17 protein-coding genes are annotated in these 24,483 nt (G+C 28.7%); all 17 read left to right on the top strand.

The window, feature by feature from the left end:
• The first annotated feature begins 115 nt into the window (after nt 1–115).
• A complete protein-coding gene (locus ACN5J4_RS00260) occupies nt 116–1,807 on the top strand; it encodes a M23 family metallopeptidase (RefSeq protein ID WP_418650164.1) in 1,692 nt (563 codons plus the stop codon).
• A 12-nt stretch (nt 1,808–1,819) separates the two neighbouring features.
• Nucleotides 1,820–4,264 (top strand): TonB-dependent receptor, encoded by a 2,445-nt coding sequence (locus ACN5J4_RS00255; RefSeq protein WP_418650163.1) that lies wholly within the window; start codon nt 1,820–1,822, stop codon nt 4,262–4,264.
• 254 nt (nt 4,265–4,518) lie between these two features.
• Nucleotides 4,519–5,706 (top strand): tyrosine-type recombinase/integrase, encoded by a 1,188-nt coding sequence (locus tag ACN5J4_RS00250; RefSeq protein ID WP_418650162.1) that lies wholly within the window; start codon nt 4,519–4,521, stop codon nt 5,704–5,706.
• A gap of 257 nt (nt 5,707–5,963) precedes the next feature.
• Nucleotides 5,964–7,952, top strand: a complete 1,989-nt coding sequence (locus ACN5J4_RS00245) for an HpaII family restriction endonuclease (RefSeq protein ID WP_418650161.1) — start codon at nt 5,964–5,966, stop codon at nt 7,950–7,952.
• A 307-nt stretch (nt 7,953–8,259) separates the two neighbouring features.
• Complete coding sequence (locus tag ACN5J4_RS00240) at nt 8,260–8,592, top strand: helix-turn-helix domain-containing protein (RefSeq protein WP_418650160.1); 333 nt, start codon at nt 8,260–8,262, stop codon at nt 8,590–8,592.
• Nucleotides 8,589–9,641, top strand: coding sequence for a DNA cytosine methyltransferase (locus ACN5J4_RS00235; RefSeq protein ID WP_418650159.1), 1,053 nt, complete (start codon nt 8,589–8,591; stop codon nt 9,639–9,641). Before ACN5J4_RS00240 ends, ACN5J4_RS00235 begins: the two co-directional genes overlap by 4 nt.
• A 2-nt stretch (nt 9,642–9,643) precedes the next feature.
• Complete coding sequence (locus tag ACN5J4_RS00230; RefSeq protein ID WP_418650158.1) at nt 9,644–11,092, top strand: restriction endonuclease; 1,449 nt, start codon at nt 9,644–9,646, stop codon at nt 11,090–11,092.
• Nucleotides 11,093–11,136: 44 nt separating this feature from the next.
• On the top strand, nt 11,137–11,868 hold the full coding sequence (locus ACN5J4_RS00225; RefSeq protein WP_418650157.1) for a DNA methyltransferase: 732 nt from the start codon (nt 11,137–11,139) through the stop codon (nt 11,866–11,868).
• A gap of 325 nt (nt 11,869–12,193) precedes the next feature.
• Nucleotides 12,194–13,171 carry a hypothetical protein gene (locus ACN5J4_RS00220; protein ID WP_418650156.1) on the top strand — a complete coding sequence of 326 codons (978 nt, stop codon included), beginning with the start codon at nt 12,194–12,196 and terminating at the stop codon, nt 13,169–13,171.
• Nucleotides 13,164–13,535 (top strand): hypothetical protein, encoded by a 372-nt coding sequence (locus tag ACN5J4_RS00215; RefSeq protein WP_418650155.1) that lies wholly within the window; start codon nt 13,164–13,166, stop codon nt 13,533–13,535. The genes ACN5J4_RS00220 and ACN5J4_RS00215 overlap by 8 nt, the downstream gene beginning before the upstream one ends.
• A 169-nt stretch (nt 13,536–13,704) precedes the next feature.
• On the top strand, nt 13,705–15,432 hold the full coding sequence (locus tag ACN5J4_RS00210; RefSeq protein ID WP_418650154.1) for a DUF262 domain-containing protein: 1,728 nt from the start codon (nt 13,705–13,707) through the stop codon (nt 15,430–15,432).
• 153 nt (nt 15,433–15,585) lie between these two features.
• Entirely contained in the window at nt 15,586–16,401 is an 816-nt protein-coding gene (locus ACN5J4_RS00205; RefSeq protein ID WP_418650153.1) for a DUF6438 domain-containing protein, read from the top strand.
• A 1,658-nt stretch (nt 16,402–18,059) separates the two neighbouring features.
• Nucleotides 18,060–18,461, top strand: a complete 402-nt coding sequence (locus ACN5J4_RS00200) for a GNAT family N-acetyltransferase (protein WP_418650152.1) — start codon at nt 18,060–18,062, stop codon at nt 18,459–18,461.
• Nucleotides 18,462–18,651: 190 nt separating this feature from the next.
• On the top strand, nt 18,652–19,533 hold the full coding sequence (locus tag ACN5J4_RS00195; RefSeq protein WP_193700394.1) for a hypothetical protein: 882 nt from the start codon (nt 18,652–18,654) through the stop codon (nt 19,531–19,533).
• A gap of 2,495 nt (nt 19,534–22,028) precedes the next feature.
• Entirely contained in the window at nt 22,029–23,033 is a 1,005-nt protein-coding gene (locus tag ACN5J4_RS00190) for an IS30 family transposase (RefSeq protein ID WP_418649941.1), read from the top strand.
• Between the two features lie 51 nt (nt 23,034–23,084).
• Nucleotides 23,085–23,528: a hypothetical protein gene (locus tag ACN5J4_RS00185; protein ID WP_101931896.1), complete on the top strand. Its 444-nt coding sequence runs from the start codon at nt 23,085–23,087 to the stop codon at nt 23,526–23,528.
• Nucleotides 23,525–24,349 (top strand): tetratricopeptide repeat protein, encoded by an 825-nt coding sequence (locus ACN5J4_RS00180; protein WP_101931895.1) that lies wholly within the window; start codon nt 23,525–23,527, stop codon nt 24,347–24,349. The genes ACN5J4_RS00185 and ACN5J4_RS00180 overlap by 4 nt, the downstream gene beginning before the upstream one ends.
• Nucleotides 24,350–24,483 lie beyond the last annotated feature (134 nt).

The following is a 24,483-nucleotide window of genomic DNA, read 5'->3' as shown; positions in this document are numbered from 1 at the left end:
TTATCATTATAGAATTTAAATACCAACTCTTTTTTGTTTTTTTAACAAATAGCTGATTTTTAACCTTCTATATATTTGACTTATTTTTAGTATTTTTGTTTAAAACTGTTACAATTTGAAATTTTACTTTTCTATTATTTTTCTATTATTTTCATATTTAGGAAATGCGCAAAAGCAATATCCTAAAAATTACTTTTCAGCTCCTTTAAAAATACCTATAATTTTATCGGGTACTTTTGGTGAATTACGTAGTAATCATTTCCACTCAGGCATAGATATTAAAACACAAGGTAAACAAGGCTTACCTATTTATGCTGCCGCAAATGGTTATGTATCTCGCTTAAAAGTATCTCAATATGGTTTTGGTAAGGCTATATATATTGAGCATCCTAATGGATATACAACGGTGTATGCACATCTTAAAAAATTTGAAAGAAATATTGAAGCATACGTTAAAGGTGTTCAATATAAAAAAAAGAACTATCAAACAGGTAATTTATTTCCTAAAAAAGAACGTTTTCCTGTTACTAAAGGTCAAATTATTGGTTATAGTGGCGATACTGGTGGATCTGGCGGACCACATTTACATTATGAAATTAGAGATACTGAAACCGAACATATTATAAACCCATTGCTTTTTGGCATTAATATAATAGACAAAAAAGCGCCAACAATTCAAAAATTAATGGCATATCCTTTAAATGAACAAGCTAGAATTAATAATTCTAGTTTAAAATCGGCTATTACATTTAAAAAAACAAGTACTAATACTTACGTTAGTGAACGTATTACCGCTAGTGGAGTTATTGGGTTTGGTGTAAATGTTTTTGATAGACTAAATGGCGCTATAAATAAAAATGGTATTTATAGTTTAGAAATGAAAGTAAATGGTAGTAGAGTTTATTATCATGATGTAGAAACTTTTTCATTTGCAGAAAGCAAATATATTAATTTGTTGATTGATTATAAGCATTATAAAACATACAAAAATAGAGTTCAAAAAACACACAAAGTACCTGCTAATAAATTAAATTTATACGAAGACCTTGTTAATAATGGTAAAATAACTATTGAAAATGGCGCTAGTTATAATGTAGAAATTATTGCTAAAGATATTAAAAACAATAGTACCTCTATTACAATACCTATTACAGGAGTTAAAAGTAATTTAGTTTTTAAACAAAAAGATACTACTAATTATAAAATTATTGCTAACGAGTTTCGAAAATTTGATATAAAAAATGTTACTGTTGCTTTTCCTAAAAACACTTTTTATAAAGATTGTTTTATTGATTTTACAGTTAATAACGGAGTCGCAAAAATTCATAATCCAACCATACCCTTAGATAAAAGATATACCTTAACCTTTCACACTTCTTTTTTAAGTGATGCTCAAAAGCAACAAGTATATATAGCTAATGTTAGCAATTCCAAATACCCTAGATACATATCAACCAAAAAAAAAATAAATAAAGTTTATACTACTACAAAAACGTTAGGCAGTTATAAACTACTTTACGATACTACAAAACCTATAATTAAGTTATATAACTTTAAAAACGGACAATGGTTATCTAAAAACAACACTTTAAAAGTAAAAATTAGTGATAAAAAATCTGGTATAAAAAATTATACAGCTACTATTGATGGTAGTTGGATTTTAATGGAATACAATCATAAAAAAGGTATACTTACCTATAATTTTGAAGATAAAAAATTAATAGGCAGTAAACATATTTTTAAACTTGTTGTTTCAGACAATGTTGGTAACTTAGAAACGGTATCAACTACATTCTTCAAAAAATAAATTATACAAACTTTGAAAAAAATACTTCTTTTATTATTGTTTCCTACTTTAATTTTTGCACAAAACACAGTTATTGTTAAAGGAATCCTAACAAACAAATTTAATATGCCTATTGAAGGCATTGCTATTTCATACTTATCAGAAGGAACTACAACTGATGCTGATGGAAAATATCAATTTACTATACCAATGCGTAAAACGGTAACTGTTACTTTTAGCCATGTTTCATACAAAACAATTATAAAAAAATTTACATCACGTGGACGAAAAATATTTAACTACGCTCCTACTTTTTATTTTAAAACACAAGAACTAGAAGAAGTTATACTTAAAAATTATCGAAAAGAAGTACAAGGAATTACTACAATTTCAACAAAAAAAGTTAAAAACATAATAGGAGCAAATGCAGGAGTAGAAAATATTTTAATGACCCTGCCAGGCGTTAGTAATACTAATGAGTTAAGTACACAATATAATGTTAGAGGTGGTAATTTTGATGAAAACCTAGTGTATGTAAACGGAATTGAAGTATACCGACCTTTTTTAATTCGTTCAGGACAACAAGAAGGTTTAAGTTTTATTAATTCACAAATGGTGCAAAATATTAATTTCTCTGCAGGTGGATTTCAAGCTAAGTATGGCGACAAGCTTTCTTCTGTTTTAGACATTACTTATAGAAAACCTACCAATTTTAAAGCAAAAGTAGCCATTAGTTTATTAGGTGGAAGCTTTACAATAGAAGATACTTTTTTAAAGGATAAATTAAGTATAATAGTTGGTGTTAGATACCGCGACAATAGTTTATTTGTTAATAGTAAACAAGTTGAAGTTAATTTTAAACCTACTTTTGCTGATGTTCAAACTTTTTTATCATACAAAGCTACTAAAAAGTTAACCCTAAACTTTTTAAATAATTTTTCGTTAAACAACTACAATTACAAACCTTTAACCAGAAAAACTCGTTTCGGAACCATTGCTAACCCGTTAGAATTAGTTGTTTATTATCAAGGACAAGAAAAAGATAAGTTTAAAACTCTTTTTGGAGCTTTTTCAACTGATTATCAAGTAAATGATGCGTTAAAAGTAACAACAATCATCTCTTCTTTTAACACACAAGAAGAAGAGTACTTTGATATTGCGGCTGCTTATAGGTTAAGCGAGGTAGATAGCACTATTGGTTCTGAAAACTTTGGTGATGTAGCTTTTTCTCAAGGAATTGGATCACAAATAACCCATGCCCGAAATGATTTAGATGCCTTAATTAGTAATATTCAGTTTAAAGGTACTTTAAAAGATGGTAAAAATGAATGGAAAGCTGGTGTAAAATTTCAAGCAGAAAACATAAAAGATCGCATACGTGAATGGGAAGTTATAGACTCTTTAGGATTTTCTATTCGTCCGCCACACCACGCAGGAAACAACCAACCTTACCAGCCTTTTACCAAACCTCTTGAACCATTTAAAAATGTAAGAGCTGAAAACAATATTGATATCAATCGCATTACTAGTTTTTTTCAATTTAGCAGAAAATCTACTTGGAAAAATAATAAAGTTTGGATGAATATTGGAATGCGTACACATAATTGGAGTGTAAAAAATGCAAGTGAAAATTCTAAAAAACAATTTACATTTAGTCCAAGAGCTCAATTTGCTATTAAACCAAATTGGGATAAAGATATGCTTTTTAGGGTTTCTGGAGGTTGGTATTCACAACCCCCTTCTTATAAAGAATTACGAGACTATAACGGAAAAATTAATGCAAATGTAAAAGCTCAAAAATCTATTCACTTTGTTGTTGGTAACGATTATAGTTTTACACAATGGCAACGTCCTTTTAAATTAACAACCGAATTTTATTACAAACATTTAACAGATGTTAATGCTTATTCTGTTGATAATGTTCGTATTCGATATCGTGCTGACAATGTAACAAATGCTTATGCTTATGGGGTAGATGTTCGTTTAAATGGAGAATTTGTGCCTGGTAATGATAGTTGGATTAGCGTTGGTTATTTAAAAACAGATGAAAATATTAATAATCAAGGATATATTGCTAGACCTACTGATCAGCGTTTAAAATTTGGGGTTTTGTTTCAGGATTATGTACCTAATATTCCTGATTTAAAAGCTTATTTAAATATAGTATATAACACAGGTTTACCTGGCGGATCTCCTGCTTATACAGATGTTTATCAATATCAAAATAGGTTAAATGATTATAAACGTGCTGATGTTGGTATTTCTTATGTTTTTACGGATGCTTCTAAAAAAAATAAAACTGGTTTTTTAACTAACTTTAAAGAACTAACTGCTGGCTTAGAACTTTTCAATTTTTTTGATATTCGAAATTCGATAACGAATACTTGGGTTCGTGACGCTTATAGTAAACAACAATACGGAATACCTAATTACATGACAGGAAGAGTTTTAAACTTTAAAATTGGTATAGAGTTTTAGTAGCTGTATTATTTTTTAGGAGGATAAAAAATAATTTATAGGTATATAAAAAACTTACTAAAAAAGCTTAGTCCCGATTGTAGCATTTGTTTGAGCTCTTGTTTATTTTTATTTAAAAAAAATAAACAAAGCGAGTGCGAAAAGCGAGAAACAGCTTCTAGAAATTTTAACCACATTAAATTATAAGGATAATAATTTAAAATTCAACTACATAACACTACTTTTATTATTATTTTTTGTATATTTATTGAGTTATGAAAACCCAATATTCAAAAAAAACAGTTGTTACTGCTTTGAAAAAACTACATAGAAAAAATGTAGTATTGCTTTTGTTATTTAAATATAATGATGGTGTAATTAATAGTATTAGAAGTTTAAAAAAATTTAGTTGGAGTAAAACTTTACATGGCTGGGTTTGTACTTTTTCTGATGATGTACTCCTAGAAATTAAAGAAGCTTTAGTTGATATAGCTATTATAAAAATAGATGCTTCAGTTTTAGAAAACATACAACATAGAGGTGTAAAAAACCAACGAACACTTACTAATGCAAATAAAGAAGTTATTAGAGATTATGTAAAATATTTACGTGGAAAGCGATATAGTGAAAGTACGGTAATGACTTATTTTACATTTGTTGCAGACTTTATTAATTTTATTCAGCCTGCGCCTATTAATTCTCTAACTAATAGAAATGTTGAGTTATTTATTGAAACTGTTTTTATTGCGAGGAAATATAGTGTTAGTTCTCAACGTCAATTTATTAGTGCCTTAAAATTATTTGTAGCTTTTTACCCTACTTGTCATATAAATTCGTTTGTTTTAGAAAGACCTAAACGTTCTAAAAACCTGCCATCTATATTGTCTCAACAAGAGGTTATTACTTTATTGAAAGTTACCAAAAATTTAAAACATCGTGCTATATTAGCTTTATTATATTCTGCCGGATTACGAATTAGTGAATTAATTAGTTTAGAATTATTACATATTGATGTAGCTAGACGACAATTATTTATACAAAACGGAAAAGGTAGAAAAGATAGGTATGTTATTTTAGCTGATAGTTTTTTACCGCTACTGAAAAATTATATAAGTACTTATGTTCCGAAACGTTTTTTTGTTGAAAGCCCTTCAGGTACAAGATATTCTGACAGTAGTGTTCGTAAATTTTTACACACCTCTACTAGACTTGCTGGTATTAAAAAAAATGTTACTCCGCATACTTTACGACATAGTTATGCAACTCATTTATTAGAAAATGGTATTGGTTTACGTCATATTCAAGAGTTATTAGGACATGCTAAACCTGAAACAACAATGATTTATACCCATGTTGCTAAAAAGGATTTATTAGATATTAAAAGTCCGTTAGATACTATTTTGTCTAATTTAAATAAAGAACCTACACACCCTAAACATTTTTTAGATAATGGAAAAATTTAATAGAAGTATATCATATATTTATATATATTAGTGTTGCTAAAAAAATTACCTTTATTTTTATTTTATATAATCCTATTTGTAACTTTTAGTATTCGGTAAACAAGAACAAAAGTTCCTTTTATCCGGATGAGTTTAATAGTAATTGAGAATGTTATTCTCTATATAACCAGTTGGCAACAAGCAAAAACAGAACTTCAAATACAATTCTGAAATCCATTTTAAAAATTTACCTTTGCGAATTAAAACTGAAAAACTGAATGGATAAAAAACACGAATTTACTTTTATTGACTTATTTTCTGGAATTGGCGGATTTCATATCGCAATGCATAATTTAGGAGGAAAGTGTGTGTTTGCGTCTGAAATGGATTTACCTGCAAGAACTACTTACGAACATAACTTCAAAAAAATATCTCCTGAACTTTTCAAAAAAGATAATTTCAATGATGATATAAGAAATATAAACCCAAATGATATCCCAGACTTTGATGTGCTTTGTGCTGGATTTCCTTGTCAACCATTCAGTCAAGCCGGATTTAAAAGAGGTTTTGAAGACAATCACAATTCTGAAAGAGGAAACTTATTCTTCAACATCGCAGAAATTTTAGAAGAAAAAAAGCCAAAGGCTTTTTTTCTTGAAAATGTTAGAGGTTTAGTTACTCACGATAATGGTAAAACTTTTAAAATCATTAGAGATATTTTAGAAAATGAATTAGGATATTCATTTTACTTTAAAATAGTAAAAGCATCAGACTATGGTTTACCACAATTAAGACCAAGAGCTTTTATGATTGGCTTTAGAGATGAGAATTTTATGAAAGGTTTTTCATTTCCAAAAACTAAACCATTAAAATTTAATATGAGTGATGTTTGGGAAGGTATTTGTAGTCGAGAAATTGGATTTACAATCAGAGTTGGAGGTCGTGGCTCAAAAATAGATGATAGAAGGAATTGGGACGCTTATTTAGTGAATGGAGAAGTAAAACAACTTGGAGTAAAGCAAGGAAAAAAAATGCAAGGTTTTCCAGAAGATTTTGAATTTCCTGTAAGTAAAACTCAAGCAATAAAACAATTAGGAAATAGTGTTGCAATTGATGCTATACAAGAAGTAGGCAACCAAATGTTAAACCATTTAAAAACATTAGAAAATTCAAGTTTTTCAAAACCAAAAATGAAAGAAACCAAAAACAAAGGAGAATGGACAGAATTATTAGTTTTTGTCAAATTATTAGCAGAGCAAAAACTTCATTTATCAGATAAAGATTTAAATCAAAAACTCGACTTTTTCAATATCTCGAAAGTAACAACTCGAAATTTAGATTTAGATTTTTTTATATTAGATAATACAAAAATTAAAGCGGTTAATAATGTTTCTGGAGAAAACAAAACAATTGACATCTCAAATATTCTAAATGTAAACAGTTTAGAAGAATTAACAAAATCAATTCAAAATGGAAAAGGAACATTTAATATTCCAGAATTTGAAATAATACAGAATGGTTTAGGATTTAATGTTGTTAAAGGAGGAACAAGTAGTCAAAAATCTGATATAGTTTTAGATATTCAAAATACAGAAATCAAAAAAGAGAACGAAGGATTTGGAATAAAGTCATATTTAGGTAGTAAACCTACCCTTTTGAATGCTTCTGGAAATACGAACTTTATATTTGAAATTAAAGGTTTAAATCAATCAAACATTGATGAAATAAACGCAATAGAAACAAAAACAAAATTAAAGGACAGAATTATATTCATTGAGGAATTAGGTGGTACATTTAATTATGTTGGTGCTGAAAAAGAAACAATGGAGCATAATTTAAAAATCTCTGATAGTTTAATGCCAAATATCGTTGGTCATTTATTGTTAAGTTTTTACAAAAAGAGAATTTCTAAACTACCTAAAATAATAAATGAAATTCATAAAGATGGAATTTTAAATAAAGAGATTAATTATGGAGAAAAAGAATCTTTAGAAATAAAAGTAAAACGACTTTTAGTAGATATTTTATTAGGCTTTTTTGCTGGCAAAAAATGGAATGGCGAATATTTAGCAAACGGAACAATTGTTATGAAAAAATCAGGCGATTGTTTAGGATTTCACATAATAGATAGTAAAAGCTTGAAAGATTATCTTTTTGAGAATATAAAATTAGACACACCATCAACGACAAGACATAGATTTGGAAAAATTTATAAAGAAAAAGATGGAAAGTTATATTTCAAACTGAATTTACAATTGAGATTTTAAAAGCCAGTTGCCAACAACGTGTATAATTAATTTCTTAGTTTTAGATAACTTACGAAAATTCTCGCAAACGTAAAATTCAGTTTTTATTTACTAACTTTAGTGCTTAAAACACGCAACTAATCATACACAAACACGTTACCTGCAAGCTGAAACCAGCCGCATATTTTAGCACTTTCGGTTTTTGCCAACGCTAAATTCCAACGCTCGAAAAACCAAAAGAGCTAAAATTTCCCAACGCTCAAACCACTCTTATCTGAATAAAATTATCTATATTTGACAAAATTGTCAAGGCAAAATATTCAAGAAGATGAAAGAAACATTTGGAGAGTACATTAACAAATTGCGAATCGAAAATAATTTGACATTAACAAAGCTTGCTGCTGCTTTGGACATAGACCAGTCAACACTTTCAAAAATTGAAAATCAAAAACGAAGCGTTTCGGAAGATATAATTCCAAAACTTGCTGATGTTTTTAATTTAGATGTTATACAACTTGAAAAAGAATTTTTAAGCGAAAAAATTGCTGAATTAATTTACCAAAAAGACAATACTGCTGACCTTTTAAGTCTTGCAAAGGAAAAAGCAGATTATTATAGAATAACAAAAGCAACACAAGGTTTATTACAATTTAACAAATGATAGGAACATCTTTATTTTCAAGTGCTGGAATTTCAGAAACTTATTTCAATGAAATAGGTGTTAATATTACAGTTGCAAATGAGCTTTTGGAAGAAAGAGCAAATTTATATCGTTCAGTCAATAAAGACTGTAATATGATAGCTGGCGATATTCAAAATGAAAAAATATTTAATCAGATTCTTGAATCATCATCTGATAATCTAGATTTTTTGATAGCATCACCACCTTGCCAAGGAATGAGTGTAGCTGGAAAAAACAGAAGTAAAAATCAAATGTTAACTGACGAAAGAAATTTTCTAGTTTTTAGAATAATCGAATTTATTGAAAAAAAGAATCCGAATTATGTATTAATTGAAAACGTACCAACTTTTTTCAAAATAGAGTTACCATTTCAAGGTCAGTTAATGAAAATAATTGACATTTTATCGCTTCTTTTTAAAGATAAATATCAAATAGAAGCAGAAGAATATGATGCACAACTATTTGGTGTTCCACAAAGAAGAGTTCGTGCAATAATTAAAATGTATAAAAAGGGATTAAAATGGAATTCCCCAACAACTGAAAATATTATTACTGTAGAAGAAGCTATTGGACATCTTCCAAGTATTGAAGCCAATGAAAAGTCTAATTTAAAATGGCATTTTGCGAGAAAACATAATGAAAGACATATTACTTGGATGCAGAATACACCAACCGGAAAAACAGCATTTGAGAACAAAATACATTTTCCTGTCAAAGAAAACGGAGATAGAATAAAAAGCTACAACACTACTTATCGCAGAATTAAATGGGACGAACCTGCACCAACAATCACAATGAGAAATGATGCAATCAGCTCACAATTAAATGTTCATCCAGGAAGAAAATTATCAAATGGATTGTATTCTGATGCAAGGGTTTTGACACCATTAGAACTAATGCTTTTATCTTCTTTACCTGCTGACTGGAATATTCCGAATGACACCAATGAGCTTTTAATAAGAAAATGTATTGGTGAGTGTATTCCACCTTTGTTAATAAAAAAAATTGTTGAACAGATTCATAATTAATAATGACATTAAGAATAGATAGCAAAAAGTGGATTTTATATCGCCACATAAGTGATTTTGAACTTTTATGTTCAGTTGCAGAGTTTTTAAAATCGTTTTCAAAAACTGCAATATCGAAAGAAGAGAAAGCACGTCTAAATTTAAAACTACGTGAAGTAGGTTTATATAGTGAGAGAAATCCTGATATGCCTCTTGATGCAATAAATCATAAAATCAATCAACTGTCATATTATATGTTTGGATATCAAGCGAAAATTGATGGTGATGATAGGTTTTTATATAGTCCACTTGGAAATCTTTTCTTAAAACATATTGAGGATAAGGAAAAGTCTTCGAAAATATTCCTGACAATGTTATGGGCTGTTCAATACCAACATCCTCATAGTGGTACTAATAAAGATTTTCAATTATATCCTTTTCGATTAATTTTTAAGTTACTGTCCGATTCTAGATTAGAAAACAAACTTTTTGCTTTTGAAGTTGCTTATATTGTGGTGTTTATCCAAGAAGTAACTTCTGATATTTATGAAGAGTTAGTAAAAGAGATATTAGATTTAAGAAAATTATCCAACGAAGAATTAGCTGAAAAATTTCAGGAAGATAGACACGCTTATGTGAATTCAGCGTATGAGTGGGATTATTATGTGTCAACATTATTTTCAGGGGCAGGTGTTTTAGATAAAACACAAGGAGAATTAATTTGTAAACTTCAACACGGTACAACACAAACTTTTAGAAAAGTAACTAGAAATGTTGTAGAAATTCCAGCTCAATTAAAAGACCTAGTTAATAGTCTTGAAACAAATTACTCTTTTTTAGAAAAACCACTTTTACTAAATGACCCTGAAAGATTAAAAATAGATGTTATAAAAGAGATTTATAGTTTCTATCCAAGAATTTTACTTGATTCAATCGGAGAAGTTGAAAATGAATTAAAGCTTGAATTACTTAATCTTCCAAAATTAATTGAACAGTATTCAAATAATACAGATGGAGAAGAAGCCTACTTATTTGAAGATGCTCTGACAGATGGTTTTAATATGTTCTACAATGTAGATGCAGAAAAAATTGGAGGTGCAGGAAACACAGACATTGAGTGTCTTTATTTGACGAAAAAGAAAAAGTTTGCTGTTGATGCCAAATCAACTAAAAATAAATTGTCTGGAATAAATTCTGGCAGATTAGCTGGACATAGAGAAAAAATAGGTGGTCAATATACTATTGTAGTTGCACCACGATACGTGCCTGCTGTTTTGCAAGACATCAGAACTTCGCCAATAGTAATAATTAGAGCAAGTACATTTTCAGAATTTTTATATAACTGCATAGATAACGACATAAGAGAAATCGATTTTGAAGATTTCGATTCAATAATCACAAATAATTTAGGAACCGATATTAGTAAAAGCATTTCAAATATGACTATAGAAAGGTTCGCAACAAAAAGATAAAAATAATTATGATATCAATTACAAGAGAGAACAATATGGATTTAATGTCAAGATATCCTGATAATTATTTTGATTTGGCAATTGTTGACCCACCTTATGGAATTTTAAACAAAACTAAAAGAGGTGGAGATAGAAAATTTAATATGAAAGAATATGCACAATGGGATGTAAAACCCAATGATGAATATTTTAATGAACTTTTCCGTGTTTCAAAAAATCAAATTATTTGGGGTGGTAATTATTTTGGACAATTGTGGTTAAGGAGTGAATACAATAAAGGTTATATAATTTGGGATAAAAAACAACCTGAATCACTTAACAATTTTGCAATGGCTGAAATGGCTTGGTCTTCATTAGATAGACCTGCTAAAATTTTTCACTATAGCGTAAGAAAAAATAGAAATAAAACTCATCCAACACAAAAGCCACTTGACCTTTATAATTGGCTACTTAAAATGTATGCTAAACAAGGAGACAAAATACTTGACACACATTTAGGTAGTGGAACAATTGCTATCGCTTGCTACAATGCAGGAATTAGTTTAACTGGTTGCGAAATAAGTGAAAACTATTTTGAGAAATCTTTAGAAAAAATTAAGGAACATTTACCAGATGTAAAAGTAGATACATCAATTCCAAGTGCTTATTCAATTCAGTTCCCGAATCAAGAAAAAGAATCTCACGAACTTAATGAAATATTGATTGAACAAAACAAGCAGTTAAGAATATTTAAAGAAGCTCAAGCGGAATATCTGACTGAAAAAGCCAACGCTTAAAGCCATACACATTTGCAATTCGCTTCAGCCACCACACAAGCCAAAAATTACAAAAGAGTATGTCTTTGCCAACGCTAGCAAGTTTGCGGAAAGAAAAAGCCAGCAGGTAACAACGTGTATAAAACATAGCTATTATAGGCTTTCCGAGAGGTTTTTGCTTATTTACAAAGTACGCCAAATTTTTTATTTGGTTATATTTATAAAAGAAAATTAAACATAAAAAATAAAAAATTTGGCTCGTGCTAAATCCGAAAAGTTAGCGTTTGTTTATACGCTACGTTTCATACACAAGACCGTTGCCATTAATTTAAGAACCACGTCATTATTGGAAAAATTAGAAAAAATAATAAGGTTACTTAAACCAAAATACTACAACAGAATAACATATGTTTTAGTTATTTGTGGAACTTCATTACTAACGAAACCTTTATGGCTTGATTTATTAAATGTTTTTTTAGAAACAAACAATGAAAACAATACTGACTTTCAGTTTTCAATTGTTGGAGAATGGGATTGGTTATTAGGTTTAATTGTAATTATTATTGGACTTATTTACAATACTCGAAACAGATTAATTGACCTAAAATCTGAACCAAAATCTCAACCTGAATATAAAAATGTTGGAGTTTTGAAATACGAATCATTTGAAAAAATTTGTCAAGTAATTTATCCGATTTTAAAAGACAATGAATATGTCTTTAAAACAGTTGGACCAAATTCTGGTGCTGATGTTGAAGAAGAATTAAGAACTGACTTCACAATGTGGTATAAATACAGAAGTGAAACAATCATCCCAAATAATGAAAAAATTAAGGATATTCTAAATGCAAACACAAACCTTTACGATAGAGAAACTGAAGATTTAGTGAATCAAATGACTTTGCACATAGATGCTTTTGAAGAACACATAAGAAATAAAGATTTTGATTATTCAGCGTATCAATTCCCAATAGAATTTAAAAATCTCGTTGAAGACAACTGTTTAAATTATGCAAAAACTTCAAAAACATTTTTAGCAAGACAAAAGTGGCTGAATAAAAAAATAAAAAAAATACAACCAAATGAATGGTATATTTTCGGTTCATCTATTTTCATTCCAGAAAAAGCCAAAGATGTAGACATTGTATTATTCTTTGAACATAAAAACAATAAAGAAGTTCAAAGTAAAATGAAAATTTTAAAAATGGATTTTAAACTAAAATTTTCTTGTAACCTTCACGATACTTTATTCTATCAAAATGAAAAGGAGCAGTATCAGAACTTCATAGATTATAACGAATATAAAATAAAGGGAAATGGGTAAAGATTTACATTACACAATACGACCTTTCATTGAAAGAGTATTAACGAATCATAGTGCTGTAAAAGAAATTGAAAAAATTAATTCGGACGATTTTTACGCATATAAAATAAAAAGGAATTTTGGAATGTCCGATATAGTTGTCGTTTTAAGTGATGAATATTATTTCGGACTTGCATCTGTGAGTGACAAACCTAATATTTTAAAAGATGGCGGATTTTACTTAATTGCAAGACCAGAAGCTAATGGATTTGAAGGAAATATTCCCGAAGAAAAAATTGGAGTTGGTAAAATAGGAAAACTATTAGGCGCATTAAATAAAGATGAATATTGGAATTATAAAAAGCCGAAAAAAAAGAAAGAATAAAAAACTAATGGCAACACCGTATAAAATTAATTGCTAGTTTTAGCCTACTTACGAAAGTCCTCGCGGACTTTCTATTCGGTTTTTATTTGCTAACTTTAGTGCTTAAACCACGCAACTAATCTTATACAACAACGTTGCCACCAATTAAAGAAAAACCCAGAAACATAATATGTCATTTCAAACACCGATTACCATTTCTGATGCGATTGAAAGAATCGAATCGAATCAATTTTTACTTCCAGCTATCCAAAGAGAGTTCATTTGGTCACATTCGAAAATTGAATGGCTTTTTGACTCAATTATGAGAAATTATCCAATTAGTTCTTTCCTATTTTGGAATGTTGAGGAAAGCACTTCAAAAAGTTATAGATTTTATAAGTTCATTAACGAATATCGAGAACGATATAAAACACATAATGAAGAAATATCAACAAACGGAATTACTTCTTTTAACGCAGTTTTAGACGGACAACAGCGTTTGACTTCTTTATATCTTGGACTAAAAGGAAGTTTTGCTTACAAAGAGTATAGACGCAAATGGGAAGATACTGAATGGAGTGTTCCAACAAGACATTTATATCTTAACATAACGAATGATTTGAAAGATGAAGAAGATGGCAGAATTTATGAATTTAGCTTTTTAGAAAATAGTCTTACTCAAGAAACAGAAATCTACAAAACGGAAGACAAAAACTGGTTTAAAGTTGGAGCAATATTAAATTATTCAGATGACGAAAAATTTGACGATTTTGTTGAGGAATTTGAAAACAGTTTTTCTCGAAAAGCTATTAGACAATTAAGGAGAACAATAGTTGAGAAACCAATAATAAATTATTTCCTTGAAAAAGAGCAAAGTCTTGATAAGGCTCTAAATATATTTATTAGAATTAATAGTGGTGGCGAACCTTTAAATTTTTCAGACCTTTTAATGTCAATTGCGGTAGCAAATTGGACAAAAAAAGATGCTCGAAAAGAAATCCACAAACTTGTCGATAGTGTTCGAGATAAAGGATTTTCAATTTCTAAAGATTTAGTCCTTAAATCATTCCTCTATTTACATAGTAAAGACATTAAATTTAGAGTTACTAATTTTTCCAAAGACAACGCAAAGGATTTTGAAACAGAATGGGAACAAATTAGAGATGCTATTTTATCGACATTTGATTTAATAAAATCATTCGGATTTACAGATTTTACTTTAACTTCTAAAAACGCAGTAATTCCAATTATTTACTATTTATATCATAAAGGTATTTATCGAGACTTTTCTAACAAAGTGGAATTTAAAGAAGATAGAGAAAATATTAAAAAATGGCTTCATATTGTACTAATCAAAAGACTTTTTGGAGGAACTTCAGATAATGTCCTTTCTCAAATGAGAAGAACATTTACAGATAATGTCTTCGAAACAAAAATAAAACCTGAAATCGTTAAATTTCCTAATGAATCAATATTTAAGCACATCAGAAAAGACACGAGCGTTGGAGAAGAATTTTTAGAAGAAATACTTTATACACAAAAGGACAATCAATATGCTTTTTCAATTTTGTCGCTTTTATATCCTCATTTAGATTATAAAAACAATAACTTTCACAAAGACCATACGCATCCAGCTTCAACATTTGACAAATTGAGTTCGGAAAACAAAGAAAAATATGGTTGGCATACATTTAACTCGATTTATAACTTGCAAATGTTAGATGCTAACGAAAATATGTCAAAAAACGACTTGAATTTAATTGATTGGGTAAATAAAGAAACAAACGAAACTAATCGAACACAGTTTTTGAACTCTCACTTAATTCCAGACGTGGATTTGGAATTAGAAAATTTTGAGGAATATTTTGACAAACGAAAAGTAATGTTAATGGAGAATATGAAAACATTGTTGAACTGAAAAAAATAACTGGTGGCAACACCGTATATAATTTATTGCTAGCTTATCGCCTACTTACGAAAGTCCTCGCGGACTTTCTTGGTCGGTAATTATTTACTAAATTAGTTGCTTAAAACACGCAACAAACCATATACAAACACGTTGCCTGTAATTATGAAAAAACTCATACCCTTAATATTATTCTTCTCATTAAACATTGGTTTTAGTCAAACTAATGAGCTTAAAGGAAAATGGATTTCAGATGATAATGAGATGATTTCATTTAACTCTGAATATGACAACAAAAGTTCTTTAACAAGTAAAATAACAAGTGACGATTTTTATTTAGAGGTGTTTAATGACACTTTGAGTTTTCAATCAAGATATTATACTTCTGCGGATGATTACAAAAAAATGATTACTGACAGATATGACTTCAAAATCGAAAAAATGACCGACAGTATTTTGATTATTAAGCCAATATCTAAATTTTCGATAAACTTTTTTGGAAACAGTAATCCTGTGACTTTCAAAAATCAAAAGTTCATAACAGATAAAAATTTTGAATTTGAAAAATTAGTTTTTCATACTTCAACTTGTTTTGGCTCTTGTCCTGTAATTCACCTGGAAATTCTAAAAGATGGAACTTTTAAATTAGACGGAACTTATTATAAAAATAGGTCTTATAATTCCAAAGATTCAGAACGTTCTGGAAATTTTACTGGAATACTAAAAAATGAAGACCTGAAAGAACTGAATGATTTAATTGTCAAATCCCGAATAACAACTTTTGAGGATACTAAAAAAGGGAATATGTTTTGTTGTGATGGTGCTGTAAAAACAATAATTCTCTATCATAATGGAAAGCGGAATTATTTTAAAGCAATGTTTGAACCAAGATTAGTTCAAGAATTAATTGGTTTTTTATATCAAATCGATAAAAAAGTGGAATTGACAAGAACGGATGAAAAATTTGAATTTGAAAAATAACTACAGGCAACACCGTGTATAATTCATTGCTAGTTATAGCCTACTTACGAAAGTCCTAGCGGACTTTCTATCTGTGATTTATTTGCTAACTTTAGTGATTAAACACGCAACGAAATCATACACAAACACGTTGTGTCTAATGGCGGAATTTCCTCAGAAATTCCTAATCAGTATTTTATAACCGAAAAATTAAGCTGACACAAACTCTAGACAAAAAATACTAAAAACTGAAAAAGACTTCTACTCTATTAAAATAAAAAATTGAAACGTGAAAAAATCAGCGCAGAAAAAATTATTTTAATAAAATAGCTAAATACAAGTAGAAACGTAAAAAACTCAGCAAATCGGCGGAATTAAGCTCTGAAGCGCAAAAAATCGTTAATATTAAAAAGTAATTATGAAAATTCATAAATAAATTGAAAAATTTAAGCTTTTAATAAAAAAAGAATTGAAAGTTGAAACGTAAAAAAATTGGCTGAATTAGACTCTAAAATCAAAAAAGCTCATTAAAATGAAAATGGAATTATAAATAAATTGAAAAATTTGAATTTCTAATAAAATTAATGAACTAAAATGCAAAAACCACTAAACACAACAACGTATATAATTTATTGCTAGTTTTTAAATATTTATGAAAAGCTTTTTTTAAATTTTATATTCCGTTTTTATTTACTAAATTAGTTGCTCGAAATACGCAACAAATAATATACAAAAACGTTGCCCACAATAGCGGAAATCACTCAGACGCAATTAATTCAGAATTGAAAAATAGCTGAATATTACAGAGTAAAATACTGAATATATTACGCTGGAATCTCACTCAAATGCGGAATTAAAATCACAACGGATTTTTGAGCAACTTTGCGGACTTTTCACTCAAACGGAATTTATAAACGTTATGGAAATAGGAGCTAAACGCTGAAATTACTCTTGCGGAATTTAGCAAGCTTGCGGAATTGAAAAGCTTTGCAGATTTGCTTACTCAAACCCTGAATTAAAAAAACAAAAAAAATGAGTTACAAGCCGAAAAAAACTACTGTGGGCAACAATGTGTATAAAAAATTGTTTAGTTTAGTGCTTTAACACAAGCTAGTGTGTATTTGCGTTTGTCAATTTTTCCTGCGGAAAATTTGCCGCTCACAAATACACAACTTTTCATAACACAAAATCGTTGCCCACAATAGCGGAAATCACTCAGACGCAATTAATTCAGAATTGAAAAATAGCTGAATATTACAGAGTAAAATACTGAATATATTACGCTGGAATCTCACTCAAATGCGGAATTAAAATCACAACGGATTTTTGAGCAACTTTGCGGACTTTTCACTCAAACGGAATTTATAAACGTTATGGAAATAGGAGCTAAACGCTGAAATTACTCTTGCGGAATTTAGCAAGCTTGCGGAATTGAAAAGCTTTGCGGATTTGCTTACTCAAACCCTGAATTAAAAAAACAAAAAAAATGAGTTACAAGCCGAAAAAAACTACTGTGGGCAACAATGTGTATAAAAAATTGTTTAGTTTAGTGCTTTAACACAAGCTAGTGTGTATTTGCGTTTGTCAATTTTTCCTGCGGAAAAGTTGCCGCTCACAAATACACAACTTTTCATAACACAAAAACGTTGTGCGTAAGCTGAAAAAACCATAGAAATCGAATGAATAATATTGAATTTAAAGTTGGAATTATTCCAAAGACATCTGAAATAATTGAGGTTTATGATAGTTCAGGAATAAATAGACCTACAAAAGATAGCGAAAGAATTACGAAAATGTATGCAAATTCAAATCTGATTATAACTGCGTGGTTGAATAACGAACTGATTGGAATCTCACGTTCGATAACTGATTTCTGTTATGCTTGCTATTTGTCGGATTTAGCTGTAAAAAGCGAATACCAAAAAGAAGGAATTGGAAAACGACTAATTGAATTGACTGAAAAGGAAATCGGAAAAGAAACTGCGCTGATTTTACTTTCGGCACAAAATGCTATGGAATACTATCCTAAAATTGGATTTGATAAAATCGATAATGGATTTATAATTCGTCGGAAAATATAAAAATTAAACGGAATTGAATAATAAAGGGAATAAAGCCTACGCACAACACCGTATAAAATTAATGGCTAGTTATCGCCTACTTACGAAAATCCTCTCGGATTTTCTATCTGGTGTTTATTTGCTAAATTAGGTGCTTCAACACGCCACTAATCTTATACATAAACGTTGGGTACAATAAGAAAAATCACATATGACAGAAAAAATGACAATAGATTACAAAAAAATTCTTTTAGAAGATTCTCTTTTTTCTAATTATTCTTTGGAGAATATAAATGAAATGGATTTATTAAATTTATTATATTTTATTGGTCGTGAGGATAATTATAATAATCTTAAAACAATAGATAGTTATTGCTCAATTTGTAAAAAAAATACAACATTTAACAGCGAAGACTCTAATAGTCAAGAATTAGGCGGTTTACTGAAAGATTCAGGAATGCATAATGGACATTATTCAATAAATAATAAGGAAATTACATTAATTGAGGAATTAGAGAAAAAATGCGTATTTGTTCGAAAATTTAATTGTCCAAGAAAACCTAATGATTCTTCTCATAGTCAAATATTCTTATTTAGAATAATAGGAACAAAACTTATTAAAATTGGACAACATCCAACTTTAGCTGATTTAAACAAAGAAGATTTAAATAAATATAGAAAATTAAATAGTGTAATCTATTCAGAATTAAATAAAGCTGTTGGACTTGCTGCACACGGAGTAGGAATTGGCTCGTTTGTTTATTTAAGAAGGATTATTGAAAAACATATTGTTTACCCTAAAATTAATCAACTTATAATTGAAAAAAAGCTAACTAAAGAACAAGTTGCTGAATCTGATTTCAAAGGTAAAATTAATCTTGCAAAAGATAGTTTACCTAAATTTTTAGTAGAAAACAGAAAAATATATTCAATATTGAGTAAAGGAATTCACGAACTTGAAGAAGAGGAGTGCAAAGAGTATTTTCCAATTTTAAGAACTGCAATTGAAATAATACTAGATGAGCAAATTGAAAAAAAAGAGAAAGAACAAAAGAATAAATTGGTATCTGAACAAATAAATAAAATAAAGTAATAATTACTGTACCCAACACCGTATATAATTTATTGCTAGTTCTAGCCTACTTACGAAAATCCTTAGGGGATTTTCTATTTCGCTTTTTTTACTAAATTAGTTGCTTAAAACACGCAACAAACCATATACAAACACGTTATGTTTAACGGCGGAATTTCAGCCAGAAATTCCTAATTTGTGTTTTAGGAGTTCTAAAAAGTAAATTGACATAATTATATGCCGAAAAGAAATACTCAAAAGCTAAAAATGAAAATATCTTCTCCTCCATTTTAAGAGAAAATTGCACCGTTAAAAATTATTTAAGACTAGTTAGAAATAGAATGAAAAATTAAAGATTCAATTAAAGCGTGAAAAAAATCTGTAAAAAGAAAAGATTTTAGCACAACGGCGGAAATCTGAAAATTGAATAAAACGGAAAAATTAAAGAATCATTTAAAAGTAAAATTTGAGCCGGAAAAAAACTGTGGGGATAAAAAAATTAGCACAACAGCGGAATTTAAAGCAGAAAAAGAAAACAGGGAATTTGAGCTTTGAAAGCGGGAAAAATATTGAGCTTTGAAGCGGGAAAAAAGAGCTGAATAAAATTTCAAGTAGAAAGATTATTTAGAACTCAAAACCGATAAACATAACACCGTATATAATTTATTGCTAGTGATTTACAAATTTACGAAAATCCTTGGCGGATTTCCTATTCCGTTTTTATTTACTATTTTAGGTGCTCGAAAAACGCAACAAATCATATACAAAATCGTTGTGTCTAATGGCGGAATTTCCTCAGAAATTCCTAATCAGTATTTTATAACCGAAAAATTAAGCTGACACAAACTCTAGACAAAAAATACTAAAAACTGAAAAAGACTTCTACTCTATTAAAATAAAAAATTGAAACGTGAAAAAATCAGCGCAGAAAAAATTATTTTAATAAAATAGCTAAATACAAGTAGAAACGTAAAAAACTCAGCAAATCGGCGGAATTAAGCTCTGAAGCGCAAAAAATCGTTAATATTAAAAAGTAATTATGAAAATTCATAAATAAATTGAAAAATTTAAGCTTTTAATAAAAAAAAGAATTGAAAGTTGAAACGTAAAAAAATTGGCTGAATTAGACTCTAAAATCAAAAAAGCTCATTAAAATGAAAATGGAATTATAAATAAATTGAAAAATTTGAATTTCTAATAAAATTAATGAACTAAAATGCAAAAACCACTAAACACAACAACGTATATAATTTATTGCTAGTTTTTAAATATTTATGAAAAGCTTTTTTTAAATTTTATATTCCGTTTTTATTTACTAAATTAGTTGCTCGAAATACGCAACAAATAATATACAAAAACGTTGCCCACAATAGCGGAAATCACTCAGACGCAATTAATTCAGAATTGAAAAATAGCTGAATATTACAGAGTAAAATACTGAATATATTACGCTGGAATCTCACTCAAATGCGGAATTAAAATCACAACGGATTTTTGAGCAACTTTGCGGACTTTTCACTCAAACGGAATTTATAAACGTTATGGAAATAGGAGCTAAACGCTGAAATTACTCTTGCGGAATTTAGCAAGCTTGCGGAATTGAAAAGCTTTGCAGATTTGCTTACTCAAACCCTGAATTAAAAAAACAAAAAAAATGAGTTACAAGCCGAAAAAAACTACTGTGGGCAACAATGTGTATAAAAAATTGTTTAGTTTAGTGCTTTAACACAAGCTAGTGTGTATTTGCGTTTGTCAATTTTTCCTGCGGAAAATTTGCCGCTCACAAATACACAACTTTTCATAACACAAAATCGTTGGGTTTCATTAACAAAAAATCATAAAAATTCAAACTTTTAGATTTTTAATTAAGTTTAAAATGTTAGAAAAACTTGTGGAAAACTATATCGGAATTTTTCTCAGAAAACCGTAAAAAATATAATTTGAAAATTTTTGTTTTCTAATAATATTTTTCAAAAAACAGAAAAATTCCAGTTGAGAATTGTTCTGTAAAAAGTTAGAGTATTTAGGAGTTAAATTTTCAGCGATTCTACCCTAGAGAAATCTCGGAAAGAATAAAAATAGAATTGAATGCTAGAGGAAAAATAAAATCGTGGAATTTAGCAAGTTTGCGGAATTTAAATTCTTTAGGAATAATTGCGGAAAAGTAAAATTAAAACAGAATTAAATACTAAAAAGAGAGAGAATAAATCGTGGAATTTACCAAGTTTGCGGAATTAAAATTCTTTATGGAAATAATTGCGGAAAAATTATTTCAACAATAAAAATTAAAATAGTAAACAAATATAACGAAAACCCAACAGCGTGTATAGTTCATTACGGGGGATTTTCTTGCAGAAAATCCTCGCACTTTCACTATCTTTGGTCTAAGTTCGGAAAATTGCTGCGCTCTTTTCCGTAACGAAACCATACACAAATACGTTGGCAACAATTTGAATGCAAGGAATTGCTCCATTCAATAACTTAACGCAACAAATCTAAAATTATAGATTTGTAAAATGGAAATAAAAAAGCATAGACGTTTAACTCTAAAAGAAAGAGTGATTATTCAGACTCTTTTAAACGAAAAAAAGTCTAAATCTTATATTGCTAAAACATTAAAAAGAGCACATTCAACAATCTTTAGAGAAGTATCTAAATGGGTACGAAATAAAGAAGATAAATACGATGCTGAATTAGCACATTGGAACGCTAAAGATGATTATGCGAACAAAAGAAACCTTGATAAAATAAGCACCTATTCCCTACTCAAATTTTTTGTTTATAAAGGGCTTTTATCAAACTGGACTCCGGAACAAATTTCAGGAAGACTCAAAGAGGTATATCCAAACAACCCAATAATGTCTATTTCACATGAAGCTATCTATAGACACATTTACACCAGACCACAAGCTAGTTTAAATAAAAAATTAATCAAACTTCTAGTTCGTAAAAAAACAAGGCGGAGACCTCATAAAAAAAGACGTGGTGGTGGTTCTAAAATAAGCAATCAAGTCAGTATTGACAATAGACCTAAGCATATTGAACTTAGAGATGAAGTTGGACATTGGGAAGGAGACTTAATCATTGGAAAAGACCATAAAAGTGCTATCGGAACAATTGTTGAACGCAAAACAAGGTTCACTTTAATCATCAAACTAAAATCGAAAAAAGCGATGGAAGTTGCCAATCAGTTTAGTAAAATATTAAATAAATTAAATCCTATTTATAAAAAATCAATGACATATGACAACGGTATTGAAATGGCAAGACATCAAAAAATAACGCAAAAAACAGGTATGAAAATTTACTTTGCACATCCATATTCTTCATGGGAAAGAGGCACCAACGAAAACACAAATGGACTCATTAGAAGGTATCTACCTAAAGGTACTAATTTTAATGAAATTAGCGAAAATCAACTCCAAATTATTCAACAAAAATTAAACAATAGACCTCGGAAAATTATAGCGTACAAAACCCCTAAAGAAATGATGGATATTGAAATAAAAAACATAGCTTAGTAGCATCAAAAATTAACAACGCTTTGTTGCGTTAGAACATTGAATCCAAGATTGAGAAATTTAATTTACATTTTAACAATCATAACATTTTTTTCTTGTAATAGAAAATCTGGTGAATTAGACTTATGTGGTTTAGGAATTCTTAAACCATACTATCTAACAGGATTAGATTATCAAGGAGGACTATTTGCTATAAAAGAAAAATATAAAGAAGAATATATTCCTGTAAAAAAAGGTCAAAACTCTGGAATAGTAAAAATTCAATTTGATGTCAATTGTGAGGGAGAAACTGGAAATTTTGAATTTGAAACTTACAATCTAAAATACGAATCAATAACTATGAATGATTCTATTACTAACCAAACAGTTTCAATAGCCAAAAAATTAAATAATTGGATTCCTGGAACAAATGATAATAATGAAAACATTAATTCATTTAAATTTATTGCAATTAAAGTAGTTAATGGAGAAATTAAAGAAATTTTACCAAAATGATAAAATGGGTTAAACGTATCATACTTCGATTTTTAAGTACAATAGTTGTATTAATATTACTTTTTGTTATAATTAAACCAAAACCATATTACATAATTAATTATGCTATTGGCTCACAAATCCAATGGTTTGGATATCATAAAAAAGGAAACGAAATGATTGAAAAGTCAATAAAAAACCTAAAGAACTTTAGTGCTTCAGAATATCATTTAGTTTCAATTCAGAATACAAAAAATGGAAACTATAACAAAGCTATTAAATATTTAGACAAAGCTTCCGAATTAGAACCAAAAGAAATAGATGGTTATTATGGTTGGTTATTACTTTATTATTACAGAGATTTTGAAAAATCTTTATTTCACTTGAACAGATATGATTCTTTTACACCTAATTTTGATGATTATGTGGGAGATGACAACATACTTTATGCAAAAGCTCTATGCTATAAAGAATTAGGACAATATTCTAAAGCATTAGAATTATTTGATAAAGCAATTGAATCTGAACTAAAAGAACACAATGAAAATTGGATTTCTCATCAAATTTACTTTCAAAAAGCGAGAACATTACATTTATTAAGGCAACAGAAAAAAGCTATTGAATATTACGATAAAACAATTAAATTGTGGAATAAAAGTAGTGAATCGTTTTATTATAAAGGTCTTGCTCAAATTGAGATTAATGACTCAATAGTTGGTCGTGAAAATCTGAACATAGCATTAGATTTAGTAACAAAAGGTTATAAAACTACTGATAGCTATGTTGCATTATTTGACGAAGTTTATCAAATAGAAATTGAAAAAACAATTAATGAACTTTAGAAAAAAAACGGTGTACAACAACATATATAATTTATTGCTAGTGCTAACCTACTTACGAAAATCCTTAGGGATTTTCTATTCCGTTTTTATTTACTAAATTAGTTGCTTCAAACACGCAACAAACCATATATAAA

The sequence above is a fragment of the Tenacibaculum aestuariivivum genome (genome assembly GCF_964507685.1).
GTDB lineage: Bacteria > Bacteroidota > Bacteroidia > Flavobacteriales > Flavobacteriaceae > Polaribacter > Polaribacter aestuariivivum.
This window is presented reverse-complemented; position numbering and strand designations above follow the sequence as displayed.